12 protein-coding genes are annotated in these 15,348 nt (G+C 61.9%); 5 read left to right on the forward strand and 7 right to left on the reverse strand.

Translation table 11 applies throughout. The annotated features are described in order from the left end of the window. Window positions 1-3 precede the first annotated feature (3 nt). Window positions 4-870, reverse strand: a complete 867-nt coding sequence (locus RHM60_RS08485; protein WP_231421524.1) for a carboxylate/amino acid/amine transporter — start codon at window positions 868-870, stop codon at window positions 4-6. Between the two features lie 405 nt (window positions 871-1,275). After that, on the reverse strand, window positions 1,276-1,590 hold the full coding sequence (locus tag RHM60_RS08490; RefSeq protein ID WP_209983593.1) for a 3-phosphoglycerate kinase: 315 nt from the start codon (window positions 1,588-1,590) through the stop codon (window positions 1,276-1,278). Between the two features lie 49 nt (window positions 1,591-1,639). Between RHM60_RS08490 and RHM60_RS08495 the strand changes: the two genes are divergently transcribed. The 4 genes from RHM60_RS08495 to aqpZ all read left to right on the forward strand — a co-directional run bounded on the left by RHM60_RS08495 (window position 1,640) and on the right by aqpZ (window position 6,156). Continuing rightward, window positions 1,640-2,563 (forward strand): LysR family transcriptional regulator, encoded by a 924-nt coding sequence (locus tag RHM60_RS08495; protein ID WP_003230476.1) that lies wholly within the window; start codon window positions 1,640-1,642, stop codon window positions 2,561-2,563. A gap of 178 nt (window positions 2,564-2,741) precedes the next feature. Beyond that, window positions 2,742-3,305, forward strand: a complete 564-nt coding sequence (locus tag RHM60_RS08500; protein WP_209983595.1) for a peptidylprolyl isomerase — start codon at window positions 2,742-2,744, stop codon at window positions 3,303-3,305. An 80-nt stretch (window positions 3,306-3,385) separates the two neighbouring features. After that, entirely contained in the window at window positions 3,386-5,218 is a 1,833-nt protein-coding gene (locus RHM60_RS08505; protein ID WP_209983597.1) for an ABC transporter ATP-binding protein, read from the forward strand. A 236-nt stretch (window positions 5,219-5,454) separates the two neighbouring features. Then, window positions 5,455-6,156, forward strand: coding sequence for an aquaporin Z (gene aqpZ / locus RHM60_RS08510; RefSeq protein WP_322214184.1), 702 nt, complete (start codon window positions 5,455-5,457; stop codon window positions 6,154-6,156). Between the two features lie 12 nt (window positions 6,157-6,168). On the opposite strand, the gene RHM60_RS08515 is transcribed toward aqpZ, so the two are convergent. Further along, a complete protein-coding gene (locus RHM60_RS08515) occupies window positions 6,169-7,293 on the reverse strand; it encodes a GNAT family N-acetyltransferase (RefSeq protein WP_322214185.1) in 1,125 nt (374 codons plus the stop codon). A gap of 286 nt (window positions 7,294-7,579) precedes the next feature. Between RHM60_RS08515 and RHM60_RS08520 the strand changes: the two genes are divergently transcribed. Next, on the forward strand, window positions 7,580-8,902 hold the full coding sequence (locus RHM60_RS08520) for a putative porin (protein WP_322214186.1): 1,323 nt from the start codon (window positions 7,580-7,582) through the stop codon (window positions 8,900-8,902). A gap of 8 nt (window positions 8,903-8,910) precedes the next feature. Here RHM60_RS08520 and RHM60_RS08525 read toward each other — a convergent pair whose 3' ends face one another. The 4 genes from RHM60_RS08525 to hrpA all read right to left on the reverse strand — a co-directional run bounded on the left by RHM60_RS08525 (window position 8,911) and on the right by hrpA (window position 15,343). Then, window positions 8,911-9,144 carry an anti-sigma factor family protein gene (locus RHM60_RS08525; RefSeq protein WP_209983605.1) on the reverse strand — a complete coding sequence of 78 codons (234 nt, stop codon included), beginning with the start codon at window positions 9,142-9,144 and terminating at the stop codon, window positions 8,911-8,913. Further along, window positions 9,138-9,752, reverse strand: coding sequence for an RNA polymerase sigma factor (locus tag RHM60_RS08530; RefSeq protein ID WP_209983606.1), 615 nt, complete (start codon window positions 9,750-9,752; stop codon window positions 9,138-9,140). Before RHM60_RS08530 ends, RHM60_RS08525 begins: the two co-directional genes overlap by 7 nt. Before the next feature lie 55 nt (window positions 9,753-9,807). Further along, window positions 9,808-10,929 carry a beta-ketoacyl-ACP synthase III gene (locus tag RHM60_RS08535; protein WP_231421514.1) on the reverse strand — a complete coding sequence of 374 codons (1,122 nt, stop codon included), beginning with the start codon at window positions 10,927-10,929 and terminating at the stop codon, window positions 9,808-9,810. 502 nt (window positions 10,930-11,431) lie between these two features. Next, entirely contained in the window at window positions 11,432-15,343 is a 3,912-nt protein-coding gene (gene hrpA / locus RHM60_RS08540) for an ATP-dependent RNA helicase HrpA (RefSeq protein ID WP_322214187.1), read from the reverse strand. Window positions 15,344-15,348: the final 5 nt, after the last annotated feature.

The following is a 15,348-nucleotide window of genomic DNA, read 5'->3' on the forward strand; positions in this document are numbered from 1 at the left end:
GTTTCAGGGGTGAGCCGGCTCTTTGCGAATACCAAGCCGGCTGATCCACACCGCCGCCAGAATCACCAACCCACCCAACGCCAGGCGCCCCAGCGGCTCATGCTGGTTCCAGATCAGCAGGTTCAGCAACAGCCCCACCGGCACATGCAGGTTGTTGACCACCGCCAGCGTGCCGCCATTGACCAGGCACGCGCCCTTGTTCCACCAGTACATGCCCAGCGCGGTGCTGACCAGACCCAGGAACAGCAACACGCCCCACTGCAATGGCGCCTGCGGCAAAAAGTCGGCCTTGCCGAACAGCAGGAACGCCGGCAGCACCACCAGCAAAGCTCCCAGATAGAAATAACCGAAACGCCGGTAGTGCGGCTGATCGCTCGGATAACGCGCCACCAAATGCTTGTACATGACCTGCCCGGCGGCGTAGGTGAAGTTGGCCAGTTGCAGCAGCAGAAAACCCATCAGGAAGTTTGGCGTGATCTGGTCGAAGCGAATCACCGCTGCGCCCGCCACCGCCACCAGTGCCGCCACCAGCGCCCACGGGTTGAAGCGCCGGTTGAGAGCATCTTCGATCAGCGTCACATGCAACGGCGTGAGGATGGTGAACAGCAACACTTCCGGCACCGTCAATACGCGAAAGCTCAGGTACAGGCAGACATAGGTCACGCCAAACTGCAACGCGCCGATCACCAGCATGCTGCGCATGAAGGCCGGCTCCACCGAGCGCCAGCGGGTCAGCGGGAGAAAGATCAAGCCGGCCAGCACCACGCGCACCAACACTGCGAAGTAGCTGTCGACGTGACCGGCGAGGTATTCGCCGATCAAGCTGAAGGAAAATGCCTGAATCAGGGTGACAATCAGTAGATAGCCCATGCGCGCCTCGTTTCGAATGGGCGGGACAGTAAAGGTTTTCGACGCTTGAAGAAACTCGGGGCAAAAAAAACCCGACCTCGCTAAAGCGGCAGTCGGGCAGGAGCACTCAGGAGCAACAAGTGCAAAGGGAGGTTCGTACGCGTACTTGAAGGGTTTGCGTGGAGCCATGTAAACAGCGCGCGATTATCTGACGATTAAAGGATCAGGCGACCCGAGCAAACCGCGCCCTGATGGCCGCAGCTTTCAATGATCAGAACGTGGCATGTGTGCTTGTAGGCTCCATCTGCAAATGCTGTCAGACAATGGAATGGAGATTAACCAGGGCCCACTCGATAAAAAAGCGCAAAAAACTGCTATAACCCATCTATAAAGTTGTTTATAAGCAGAGCAAGCGCCGTCGACGCTCTATTTCGGGCTGCACGCCAGGGCAATGCGCATCTTGATGATCGCGCGGTTGAATTTGACCGTGGTGTGGGTGTTTTTACCGGCCGGCACCGTGACCGTGCGGCGGCGCGGCGATTCCGGACCGTTGGTGAAGATGACCGAACACACCGCGTCGTTGCTGCCGTAGTTGCTCAACTGGATCGAGCTGATGTCGGCGTCCACGTCCGACGCCGTGTAATCGATGCTTACGCCTTCGATTTTCTTGCTCACATCGATAGGGTAGGCAAACGCACTGATCGGCAGCAGCGCCAGCAGCACACAACACAATTTTCTCATTCGGCAGTCTCCAATAAGGACTGTCAGCTTAGGACAAGAGGAACCCATCTTGAAAGCGCCCCGCGTTACCCTTGATCAATGGCGCACGCTGCAGGCCGTGGTCGACCACGGCGGCTTCGCCCAGGCCGCCGAAGCGCTGCACCGATCGCAGTCCTCGGTGAGCTACACCGTGGCGCGCATGCAGGACCAGCTCGGCGTGCCGCTGTTGCGTATCGACGGGCGCAAGGCCGTACTCACCGACGCCGGTGAGGTGCTGCTGCGCCGTTCCCGCCAACTGGTCAAGAACGCCAGCCAACTGGAAGACCTCGCCCACCACATGGAACAAGGCTGGGAAGCCGAAGTGCGGCTGGTGGTGGATGCCGCCTACCCCAACACGCGTCTGGTGCGCGCGCTGACCGCGTTCATGCCGCAAAGCCGTGGCTGCCGCGTGCGTCTGCGTGAAGAGGTGCTGTCGGGCGTCGAAGAGCTGTTGATTGAAGGCGTGGCCGACCTCGCGATCTGCAGCTTCAGCATTGCCGGTTACCTGGGCACCGAACTGAGCGACGTGGAATTCATTGCCGTTGCCCACCCCGATCACCCCCTGCACCGCATGAATCGCGAGCTGAGCTTCCAGGACCTGGAAAGCCAGATGCAAGTGGTGATTCGCGACTCCGGGCGCCAGCAGCCGCGCGACGTGGGCTGGCTCGGCGCCGAACAGCGCTGGACCGTCGGCAGCCTGGCCACCGCTGCCTCCTTCGTGGGCAGCGGCCTGGGCTTTGCGTGGCTGCCGCGGCACCTGATCGAACGCGAAATCGCCGAGGGCGTGCTCAAGCAGCTACCCTTGGAACAGGGGGCCAGCCGCCACCCCACGTTTTATCTGTACTCGAATAAGGACAAACCCCTCGGGCCGGCCACGCAAATCCTGGTTGAATTGCTGCGCAGCTTTGACACGGCGCCGCTGGACGCGCCTTTTGCCGCGCCCAGGCAGAGCTGAAAAGGCGTTCATCCAGGGCCCAAGGCTGGGCAAACAATCACAAACATGCTTATCTCGCCCGCTTCGACGCCATTGCGCGCCGGGATCGGCAGGAACAACGCGCCAGGATGACCGGTCCTAACCCTGTCCCAGCGCCGAACACGACCACTCGACACCACCACTCAGGATCACTGACCCCATGCTGAAAAAAATTGCCTTCTTTGCCGGTTCCGTACTGTTTGCCGCCAACCTGATGGCGGCCCAGCCGGCCAAGCCCCCCCATGTGTTGATCTCCACTACCAACGGCGACATTGAAATCGAACTGGACCCGGTCAAGGCGCCGATCAGCACCAAGAACTTCCTGGCCTATGTGGACAAGGGTTTCTACACCGACACGATTTTCCACCGTGTCATTCCGGGTTTCATGGTCCAGGGCGGCGGGTTCACCCAGCAGATGTCGCAAAAGCCGACCGAAGCGCCGATCAAGAACGAAGCCAGCAACGGCCTGCATAACGTACGCGGCACGCTGGCGATGGCGCGCACCTCCAACCCGGATTCGGCCACCAGCCAGTTCTTTATCAACGTGGCCGACAACGCCTTCCTCGACCCGGGTCGCGATGCCGGTTACGCCGTATTCGCCAAAGTGGTCAAGGGCATGGACGTAGTCGACGTCATCGTCAACTCCCAGACCACCACCAAGCAAGGCATGCAGAACGTGCCAATCGACCCTGTCCGGATCAAGTCGGCCAAGCGCATCGACTAAGGTTTGCAGGGAGTTCCGTGCGCGGCCCACAAGGCCGCGCGCGCATTTGAAAGGAGAGCCCGCCCGGCGGGTGTCAACCCATGCTCTATCGTCGTTTTGAACAACTGATCGACATCTTCCGCGACGCGCCCAGCGCCGCCCCACCTGATAAAGTCCTGCCTTTTTACCTCTACTACCTGCGTCAGGTATGGCCGCACTTCGCCGCCTTGCTGGTGGTGGGCCTGATCGGGGCATTGATCGAAGTCGCGCTGTTCAGCTACCTGAGCCGCATCATCGACCTGGCCCAGGGCACGCCACCCGCCGACTTCTTCCAGGTGCACAGCACCGAGTTGATCTGGATGGCCGTGGTCGCCCTGCTGCTGCGCCCGATTTTCGGCGCACTGCACGACCTGCTGGTGCACCAGACCATCAGCCCCGGCATGACCAGCCTGATCCGCTGGCAAAACCACAGCTATGTGCTCAAACAGAGCCTGAATTTCTTCCAGAACGATTTTGCCGGGCGCATCGCCCAGCGCATCATGCAGACCGGCAACTCCCTGCGCGACTCCGCCGTGGCGGCCGTGGACGCGATCTGGCACGTGGCGATCTACGCCATCAGCGCTCTGGTGCTGTTTGCCGAGGCCGACTGGCGCCTGATGATTCCGCTGGTGACCTGGATCGTCTGCTACAGCCTGGCGCTGCGCTACTTCGTGCCACGGGTGAAGGAACGCTCGGTGATTTCCTCCGAGGCGCGCTCCAAACTGATGGGGCGCATCGTCGATGGCTATACCAACATCACCACCCTGAAGCTGTTCGCCCATACCCAGTCCGAACAGGAATACGCCAGGGAAGCGATCATCGAGCAGACCGAAAAAACCCAGTTGGCCAGCCGTGTGGTGACCAGCATGGACGTGGTGATCACCACCATGAACGGCCTGCTGATCGTCACCACCACCGGCCTTGCGCTGTGGCTGTGGACGCACTCGCTCATCTCGGTGGGCGCGATTGCCCTGGCCACCGGCCTGGTGATCCGCATCGTCAACATGTCCGGCTGGATCATGTGGGTGGTCAACGGCATTTTCGAAAACATCGGCATGGTGCAGGACGGCCTTAAAACCATCGCACAACCCCTGGCCGTGATCGACCGCGACAACGCCCAGCGCCTGCAAGTCCCCCATGGCGAGGTGCGCTTCGAGCAGGTGGATTTCCACTATGGCAAGCAGAGCGGGATCATTGGCGGCCTGAACCTTGAGATCAAGGCCGGGGAAAAGATCGGCCTGATCGGCCCATCGGGCGCGGGCAAGTCAACCTTGGTCAACCTGCTGCTGCGCCTCTACGACCTGCAAGGCGGACGCATCCTGATCGACGGCCAGAACATCGCCGAAGTCGCCCAGGAAACCCTGCGCGAGCAGATCGGCATGATCACCCAGGACACATCGCTGCTGCATCGTTCGATCCGCGACAACCTGTTGTACGGCAAGCCCGACGCCACCGACGAAGAACTCTGGGCCGCGATCCACAAGGCGCGCGCCGATGAGTTCATCCCGCTGCTCTCGGACGCCGAGGGCCGCACCGGGCTCGATGCCCATGTGGGCGAGCGCGGCGTCAAACTCTCCGGCGGGCAGCGTCAGCGCATCGCCATCGCCCGCGTGCTGCTCAAGGACGCGCCGATTCTGATCATGGACGAAGCCACCTCGGCACTCGACTCGGAAGTGGAAGCAGCAATTCAGGAAAGTCTGGAAACCCTGATGCAGGGCAAGACCGTTATTGCGATTGCGCACCGTCTGTCGACCATCGCACGCATGGACCGCCTGGTGGTGCTGGAGAAGGGCCGGATTGCCGAAAGCGGCAGCCATGCGCAGCTGCTGGCACACGGCGGCCTGTATGCACGGCTGTGGCAACACCAGACGGGTGGGTTTGTCGGAATCGACTGACGCAAACATCTCTTAAAATACGTGAGGGGGCTCTCCCCCTCCCATATTTGATCGAATTCACTCAACAACGTCTGCATCAAACCCCAGCAGCCACGGGCTTCTGGTGATTATTCATGCCCTGGACTTGTATCAAAACCGTGCTGTAATCAGTGCAGTGCCCAGAGGGGCGCTGAAGTAAATCTGCAGGGAGCATCATGATTTACTGATTAGATAGAGATCTATCAAGGACGGGCTGCATGTCTTTGTTCAAACGTTCAGTCACAGAGGGGTTGGGTACGTTTTGGCTGGTGTTGGGCGGTTGCGGGAGTGCGGTATTGGCCGCAGCGTTTCCTGCAGTCGGTATTGGCCTGTTGGGCGTTGCGCTGGCGTTCGGGCTGACGGTGCTGACCATGGCGGTCGCGATCGGCCCTATCAGTGGTTGTCACCTCAATCCGGCGGTATCGGTGGGGCTGGTGGTGGGCGGAAGGTTTCCGGCGCGGGAGTTGCCGGCCTATGTTGTCGCCCAAGTCATCGGCGCAGCAGTCGCCGCCGCATTGTTGTACTTCATCGCCAGCGGCAAGCCAGGATTTGAATTGGCTGGCGGCCTGGCGTCCAACGGCTATGGCGAGCATTCTCCGGGCGGTTATTCGCTGGCGGCGGCGTTTGTCTGTGAGCTGGTGATGACCACGATGTTCGTTGTGATCATCCTCGGCGCCACCGACAGACGCGCGCCCAAGGGCCTCGCGCCCATCGCCATCGGGTTGGCCCTGACGCTGATCCACCTGATCTCCATCCCCGTGACCAACACCTCGGTCAACCCGGCCCGCAGTACCGGCCCGGCCCTGCTGGTGGGCGGGTGGGCGATCGAGCAGTTGTGGTTGTTCTGGCTCGCGCCAATCCTGGGTGCGGTGATCGGTGGCGTGATGTATCGATGGCTTGGCAAGGAGGCGCCAGGTTAAAACCGGGAGTGTTCAGCCCTGCCGATAAGGCAGGGCTGACCTCGCCTCTTCGGCATACGCCAGAATCCCCACGCGCTCCCTCTCCAGAAAATCCTCCACGGCATTCTTCAACCCCGGATGGCGCAGGTAATGCCACGAGCGGGTGATCACCGGCTCGAACCCGCGAATCAGTTTGTGCTCGCCCTGGGCGCCTGCATCGAAGCGTTGCAGGCCTTCGGCGATGGCGTAGTCCATGCCCTGGTAGAAACAGGTCTCGAAATGCAGGCGGTCGAATTCGGCCAGGCAGCCCCAGTAACGCCCATAAAAACTGTCGCCGCCGATCAGACTGAACGCCATCGCCACCGGGCGCGAACCCTGTTTGGCCAGCACCACGCGGATCATCTCGGGCATGCGCTCGGCCAGCAGGCTGAAAAACGCGCGGGTCAGGTAAGGAGCCTGGCGGCGTACCGCGTAGGTGTTGGCGTAACAGGCGTAGACGAAATCCCACTGCGCTTCTGTCAGTTGATGGCCGTGCAGCCACTCGAACTCGATGCCCTGCCCCGCCACCTGTTCGCGTTCCTTGCGCATCTGTTTGCGCTTGCGTGAGCTCAAGGCGTCGAGGAAGTCCTGGAAATCGCGGTAGCCACGGTTCTGCCAGTGAAATTGGCAACCCAGGCGCTGCAACCAGCCCGGCTGCCGGGTCAAGGCGTCATCGGCCAACACGTCGGTGAAGTTGATATGTGCACTGGAAAGCCCTTCGATTTCCAGGTAACCCGGCAGGCTGTTGAGCAGCTCGAAACCGTCCTCGGCATTCGCCGCCAGCAGGCGCGGCCCGCTTACCGGGCTGAACGGTACCGCCGTGAGCAGCTTGGGGTAGTAGTCGATGCCGGCACGCGCACAAGCATCGGCCCAGCCATGGTCGAACACATATTCGCCGTAGGAATGCCACTTGCGATAACTGGGCAACGCCGCCACCAGTCGATCACCCTCCCAGTGCAGCAGATGCTCGGGCCGCCAGCCCGATTGCGGGCCCAGGCTGGCGCTGTCTTCCAGCGCACTCAAGAAAGCATGCCGCACGAACGGCTGAGCCTGCGGCACCAGCGCATCCCACACCGACGGGGCGATTTCGGACAGGTTGTCCAGACGTTGCAACGGCATCGGCATCCTCACTGGCGGTTGGCATATAAGCCTGGCGAGTATCGCTCATCACGGCACTGTTCACACCTCGAAAACGGCGGACAGGGCTCTAGACCAATAGTTCCACGGACAAGGCATTTGTCATCAAGACGACATGAGTTAGCCACTACTTCGTCATAAACGACAGCAATACTGGCCGTGTTTTTTAGAGCATCTGGTTCTAACCAAATAGCCATTTTTCGCGTCCTTCATAGGGCGTTCGTGTCCTGGAGGGTCTATTCCCTCCTCCTCACTTTCGGAGATTGATATGCGTCTTGCTTCCACCAAAACTGCAGCGGTCCTGTGCGGCGGCCTGTTATTGGCCCTGAGCGTGCCGGCCAGCGCTGCAGTCGACGCTAAATTGCTCGACATGCTCAAGGCCAACGGCCAGATCACTGCGGCGCAGTACACCGAACTGCAAACCGAACTGGCCAAGGAACAGAAAGAACAGCAGATCGCGCGGCAAGCTCAGCAAGAGAGCAACGAACAGATCGCCGCCACCGCGAAAAAGACCAACGACCTGAGCACGTTCGACCAGAAACTCGCCTGGGCCGCCAAGACCCAGTTCAAGGGCGACGTGCGGTTCCGCCAGGAAACCATCAAGATCGACGGCGAGCCCAACAACGGCGGACGTGACAAGGACCGTCAACGTATCCGTGCGCGCCTGGGCGCCTACACCGAAATCAACCCGCAAGTGGACACCGGCATCCGCATCGCCACCGGCGGCGGCGACGATGCGCGCTCCACCAACCAGGACCAGGACGGCTATTTCGACAAGAAATCGATCTGGCTGGACCTTGGCTACATCGACTACCACCCGGACCAGATCAAGAACCTGCACGTGATCGGCGGCAAGATGCTGCAACCGTGGGTGAGCATGGGCGACGTGATCTGGGACAGCGACATCAACCCCGAAGGCCTCGCAGTCACCTACAAATACCCACTGGGCAGCAGCGCCGAGCTGTTCGGCAGCCTGGGCAACTACAACCTCAAGGACAACGTCGACGGCGACGGCGTGCAGTTTCGCCACGACCTGCGCCTGACGTCCGGCCAGCTGGGTACGCGCTTCTCGATCACCGACAACTTGAAAATGACCCTGGGCGGCAGCGTCTACGCCTACCAGAACGACCGCGACAGCCGCTGCACAACCACTACCACGCCTTGCGCACTGGCGGTCAACGGTAATTCGGCCGACAACGAATTCCGTCTGTACGAAGGCTTCGCCCAGGCAGACATCGGCGGCCTGGCCGTGCCCCTGGCGTTCTATGGTCAGTACGTGAAAAACAACGATGCCGTGACCGATCAGGACACAGCGTGGCTGGTAGGTGCCAAGTCCAAGGTGTTCGGTTTCAACCTGGACTACAACTACCGCGATGTTCAACGTAACGCAGTGGTCGGCGCCTTTACCGACTCGGACTTCGCCAACGGCACCACCGGCTCGCGCGGTCACAAGATGAAGGTCAGCTACGACATCGACAAGAACTTCGCCCTCGGCGCCACGTACTTCCTGACCAAGGCCGACTTCGCCAGCCGTACGCAGCGTGATGCCAACACCAACACCCTGCAGCTGGATGCTGAAGCCAAGTTCTGATAACGCCGCTACCCGCCCTTGCGCCGCTCGGCAGCCAGCCGTTCGGCCAGGGCATCCACCTCCGGCACCGGTGCCTGCGGCATCTTTTTCAGCGTCGCCTGCATCAGGCGCATCTGACGGATAAAGCGGCGGCAGTTCGGGCAGAACATCAAGTGATGACGCACCAGCAGACGCTCGCGAAAGGTCAGTTGCCCATCGAGGTAATCACTGGAGCGTGCCACTTGTTCCTTACAGGTCAACATTCTCCCGTTTCCTCAAAATGCTCCACCGTGGCGAATACCTTGAGCCGCGCTCGATGCAACAGCACACGCACATTCGAGAGCGAGAGCGTCAAAAGATTACAGATTTCTTCCAGCTCCAGGCCCTGGCGTTCACGCAGCACCAGCACGCTGCTCTGCAAGTCCGACAAACTCAGTAGCGTATGCTCCAGGCAATTGCGCAGCTCATCTTCGGTCAACAAGGCTTCCGGGCTGTCCTGATGCCAGGCATACGGGGCGACCGCCCAGTGGCCATCGTCAGGGGAAAAACGCTCTGCGCCAATCGTGCCATGGGGCGAAGGCAGATCGTCGAGCAGCACTTCCCGACGGTTCTGCCTGTAGCGGCCCTTGGCGGCGTTGGCCGTGATGGTCAGTAACCAGGTCTTGAGACTGGACCGCCCCTCGAATTTGCCGAGGTTGCGCACCACCGACAGCCAGGCGTCCTGCACCACTTCATCGGCGTGGCGCTGGCCGACGATGGCATACGCCACGGCGCGCATGGCGCTCTGGTAGGCGGTGACCAGTTCCTTATAGGCCTGCTGCTCTCCCTTGAGCAGGCGTTCAAGCAGGTGCGCGTCGTCCGCTGCTGCCATTCAAGACCTCGACATTCCGGATAAAACCGCTCCAATCACGCCTGCAAGCAGAAAATCAGCGCTTGCGCAGGATCACGCTGCCGATCGAATAGCCGGCGCCAAAGGAGCTGAGCACGGCGACAGAGCCCTTGGCCAGGTCGTCCTGGTTTTTGTGAAACGCAATCACCGAGCCTGCGGAGCTGGTGTTGGCATAGGTATCGAGAATCACCGGCGCTTCTTCCACCGTGGCTTCGCGGCCCAACAGCTTCTTCACGATCAGGTGGTTCATGCTCAGGTTGGCCTGGTGCAGCCAGAAGCGTTTCACGTCGCCCACGTTCAACTGGTTTTCTTCCAGGTGCACGCCGATCAGTTCGGCCACCATCGGACACACATCGCGGAACACCTTGCGGCCTTCCTGCACGAACAGTTTGTCCGGCGCGCCGACACCTTCTTCGGCGGCGCGGTTGAGGAAGCCGAAGTTGTTGCGGATGGTGTTGGAGAACTTGGTCAGCAGCTTGGTGCTGACCACCTCGAACTGATGCTCGGAGGTGGCGAGGTCGGCGCGCTCCAGCAGCACGGCGGTGGCCGCGTCGCCAAAGATGAAGTGGCTGTCGCGGTCACGGAAATTCAAGTGGCCGGTGCAGACTTCCGGGTTGACCATCAGGATCGCCCGGGCCTGGCCCAGCTGGATGCTGTTGGCGGCGTTCTGGATACCGAAGGTGGCCGAGGAACACGCCACGTTCATGTCGAAGCCGAAGCCTTCGATGCCCAGGGCTTCCTGGACTTCAATGGCAATCGCCGGGTAGGCGCGTTGCAGGTTGGAGCAGGCGACGATCACGCCGTCAATATCGGCGGCGGTCCTGCCGGCGCGCTGCAGCGCCTGTTCGGCGGCGGCGACGGCCATCTGGCAGAGCACCGACCACTCGTCATTGCTGCGCTCGGGCAGGCGCGGGGCCATGCGTTGCGGGTCAAGGATGCCCTCCTTGTCCATCACAAAGCGACTCTTGATACCCGATGCTTTCTCGATAAAGGCCGCGCTGGACTCGGTCAGCGCCTGCACCTCACCGCGCTCGATGGCGGCGGCGTTGTCGGTGTTGAACTGATGCACGTAAGCATTGAAAGACTGCACCAGCTCTTCGTTGGAGATGCTGTTGGCCGGCGTGTACAGGCCAGTGCCGCTGATGACGACGTTATGCACGGTCGTTCCTCTGGATAGGTCAGGCAGAAGGTATTGGCACTTTAGTACCAAACTGTAAGTCGTTTGATTCCATCCAGTGGCATCAAACTGGCATCGCTTTATTCCATCGCGTCGCAGCCCTTGCGACGATCCCGGCATTTATGGGCGCGAAGTTTGCCACAAACCCGGGGATTTGGCGCCACATCTCAGACAAGCGCTGGTTTAAATGCGGAAGGCTCCGCCTTGGCGCTGTCGCGCAACAACCTGGCGAGCGGGCTTGTTGTGGGAGCTGGCTTGCCCTAATGCCGTTCAGTTAAGCGCAGATTCCCTGTGGCGAGCAGGCTTGTCCTGCGTTGGGCTGCGCAGCAGCCCCAAAACCAGACGCTGAGCCGTATCAGGTACACCGCGTTTTGCTTGATTGGGGGCGCTTCGCACCCCAACGCGGGGCAAGCCCGCTCGCCACAATAAGCCCGCTCGCCACGACAGGCCCGCTCGCCGCAGAGGCAGTTGGGCACTCGGCGGTTCAGGGCTCTACCTGGCTCCACTGCTTGCTCAGGCGCTTGTCGGAGATCGGTACTTTGGTCCCCAGTTGCTGCGCAAACAGTGATACCCGGTATTCCTCCAGCCACCAGCGGTAGAGTGCCAGCTGCGGGTCGCGCTTGCCTTCCTGGGCGTGTTTTTTCAGACGATTCTCATACTGCGTCCACAGTCCGCCCAGTTCGGTGCTCCACACCCGATCCTTTTGCACCTGGCCCGGCAATTTCTCCAGGCGTTGCTCGATGGCCTTGAGGTAGCGCGGCAGTTCCTTGAACCATTGCGCCGGGGTTTCCCGCACAAACCCCGGGTACACCAAGTGGCTTAGCTGCTGCTTGATATCGTTCAGCGCCACGGCCTGGGTCAGGTCAATCTTGCCTTTGAAGCGCTTTTGCAGGCCATGCCAGAGTTTCAGCACCTCCAGGGTCAGGCGCGCCAGGCGTTCGGCGTGTTCGGTCCAACCGCCCCGCGTGCGCTCGGCCAAGGCGGCCAGCCCGGCACCGTCGCGCGGCAGGCTGGCTTGACCTTCGAGCACGCAGCTGTCGAGGCTGGCCAGCAGGATGTCTTCGACCAGCGCGTCGATGCGCCCCAGGTCACGGTACATCAGGCCCAGCTCGGTCAGGCCGGGCAGTTTGCCGCGCAGGAATTTCGCCGGCTCCGCCAACTGTTGCAGGAGCAGACGCTGCAACGCGCGACGATGCTGAAACTCGGCCTCGACAGCCGTCGAGAAGCGCCCCTCCTTGACCGCGCCGCTCTCCTCCACCAGCGCCGGATACACCGTCATCGACAGGCCGGCGATCTGCTGCTGGGTCTTCTCGGCCACCGCCGCAAACGCCCTGGCCTGCACCGGCTCCTGACTTTTTGCGGTCTGCGGCACGGCCAACGCGGCCTGGCTGGCTTCGGCGAAACGTGCGGTCAGCTCGGCCAGGTCGCGGCCTTCGCCGAGGAACTTGCCCTGCCCGTCGACCACTTCCAGGTTCATCCTCAGGTGGCTTTCCACCTGCTGCGCCGCCTCGGCCCAGGCGTCATCGCTGACCCGCGCGCCGGTCATGCGCAACAGTTCGCGCCCCAGCGCCTGGGGCAGCGAGCCGTTGCCGAATTCGATGCGCTGCAGCGCGGCCTTGACGAAATCCGGCACCGGCACAAAGTTCTTGCGCAGCGCCTTGGGCAGGTTGCGCACCAGGGCAATGCACTTGGCCTCGATCACCCCCGGCACCAGCCACTCCAGGCGCTCCGGCGGCAAAGCCGGCAGCAGCGGCGCCGGCACGCGCAGGGTCACGCCGTCGCGCGGGTGGTTGGGTTCGAAGTGATAACTCAAGGCCAGGGCCAGGTCGCCCAGGTGCAGGGTGTCCGGGTAATGCGCGGCAGTGACTTCACTGGCCTCGCGGGCCAGCACGTCTTCCTCACGCATGATCAGCAGTTGCGGGTCTTTCTGGCTGTTGATTTTGTACCAACTGTCGAAGGTGGCAGTCTGATGAATCTCCGCCGGCAACCGCGCATCGTAGAACGCGTACAGGGTTTCTTCATCGGCCAGAATGTCACGACGGCGCGCCTTGGCTTCCAGCTCGTCGAGCTGTTCCAGCAATTGCTGGTTGGCGCTCAGGCACCTGGCCCGCGACTGGATCTCGCCACGCACCAGGCCCTCGCGGATAAACAGCTCGCGCGACACCACCGGGTCGATCGGCCCGTAATGCACCGGCCGGCGCCCGACCACGATCAGCCCGAACAGGGTGATCTGCTCGAACGCCACCACCTGACCGCGCTTCTTCTCCCAGTGCGGCTCGAAATGGTTTTTCTTGATCAGGTGCCCGGCCAGCGGTTCGATCCAATCGGCATCGATCTTGGCGACCATGCGCGCATACAGCTTGGTGGTCTCCACCAGTTCGGCGGTCATCAGCCATTGCGGGCGCTTTTTGCCGATGCCCGACGACGGATGAATCCAGAAACGCCGCTGACGCGCACCGAGGTAATCGCCGTCTTCGGTCTTCTGTCCGATCTGGCTGAGCAGGCCCACCAGCACCGCCTTGTGCAGCTTGGGGTAGTCGGCCGGTTCTTTGTTGAGGGTCAACTGCAGGTCACGGCAGATCAGGCTCAACTGGCGATGGGAATCGCGCCATTCGCGCAGGCGCAGGTAGTTGAGGAAGTTCTTGCGACACCAGTTGCGCAACGGGCTGGCAGTCAACGCCTGGCGCTGCTCTTCAAAGCCGCGCCACAGATTGACCAGCCCGGCGAAGTCCGAATCCGGGTCCTTCCACTGGGCGTGGGCCTGGTCGGCGGCCTGCTGACGCTCCGGCGGGCGCTCGCGCGGGTCCTGGATCGACATGGCGCTGGCCACGATCAATACTTCCTGCAAACTGCCGAGTTTGGCGGCTTCGAGCAGCATGCGGCCCATCCGCGGGTCCACCGGCAGGCGCGCCAGCTGGCGGCCCAGCGGCGTGAGCTGGCTGTTGCGATCCACCGCCGACAGCTCCTGCAGCAGGTTGAACCCGTCACTGATCGCCTTGCCGTCCGGCGGTTCGATAAACGGGAAATCGGTGATTTCGCCCAGACGCAGGTGCAGCATCTGCAGGATCACGGCGGCGAGGTTGGTGCGCAGAATCTCCGGGTCGGTGAATTCCGGGCGACCGATAAAGTCTTCTTCGCTGTACAGCCGTATGCAGATACCCGGCTCGACCCGCCCGCAGCGGCCTTTACGCTGGTTGGCGCTGGCCTGGGAAATTGCCTCGATCGGCAGGCGTTGCACCTTGGCGCGGTAGCTGTAGCGGCTGATGCGCGCGGTGCCGCTGTCGATCACATAACGGATGCCCGGCACGGTCAGCGAAGTTTCCGCGACGTTGGTCGCCAGCACCACGCGCCGCCCCGGGTGGGACTGGAAAATGCGCTGCTGTTCGGCCGGCGACAGGCGCGCATACAGCGGCAAAATTTCAGTGTGCTTGAGCTGGGCCTTGCGCAGCATCTCGGCGGCGTCGCGAATCTCGCGCTCGCCGGGCAAAAACACCAGCACATCGCCGGGGCTGCGCCGCTCGCTGCGCTCGTAGGCTGCGACTTCATCCAGCGCGGCAAGAATCGCCTGGTCGACGGTCAGGTCGTCCTCGACGCGGTTGCCCTCCTCGTCCTGCTCCAGGGTCAGCGGCCGGTACCAGGTGTCCACCGGGAAGGTGCGGCCCGAGACTTCGACAATCGGCGCATCGTCGAAGTGTTTGGAGAAACGCTCCAGGTCGATGGTCGCCGAGGTGATGATGACTTTCAGGTCCGGGCGGCGCGGCAGCAGGGTTTTCAGGTAGCCAAGCAGAAAGTCGATGTTCAGGCTGCGTTCGTGGGCTTCGTCGACGATGATCGTGTCGTAGCGTTCCAGGTAGCGGTCGTTCTGGGTTTCCGCCAGCAGGATGCCGTCGGTCATCAGCTTGATCAGGGTATTGGAATCGCTCTGGTCTTCGAACCGCACCTGATAGCCGACCAACGCGCCCAATGGGGTCGCAAGCTCTTCGGCGACCCGGCTGGCCACACTGCGCGCAGCGATCCGGCGTGGCTGGGTGTGACCGATCAGGCCGTACTGGCCGCGACCGATCTCCAGGCAGATTTTCGGCAACTGGGTGGTTTTGCCCGAGCCGGTCTCGCCGGCAATGATCAGTACCTGATGCTTGTTCAACGCAGCCTTGATTTCATCGCGTTTGGCGGCAATCGGCAGGCTGTCGTCGTAGCGGATCACCGGCAGGCTGGCGCGCCGCGCGGTCACCTGGGCGCAGGACGCCTGCATGCGCGTCACCCACTGCGCCAGCTTCTCCTCATCGGGCTTCTTGCGCAGCTCGAGCAACTGGCGCCGCAAGCGGTGGCGGTCGGCGAGCATGGCGTGATCGAGGTTTTTCAGCAGTGGGTCGATAGCGGGCGCTTGGTCAGTCATCAGGT

This window comes from Pseudomonas sp. MH9.3 (assembly GCF_034354675.1).
Classification (GTDB): domain Bacteria; phylum Pseudomonadota; class Gammaproteobacteria; order Pseudomonadales; family Pseudomonadaceae; genus Aquipseudomonas.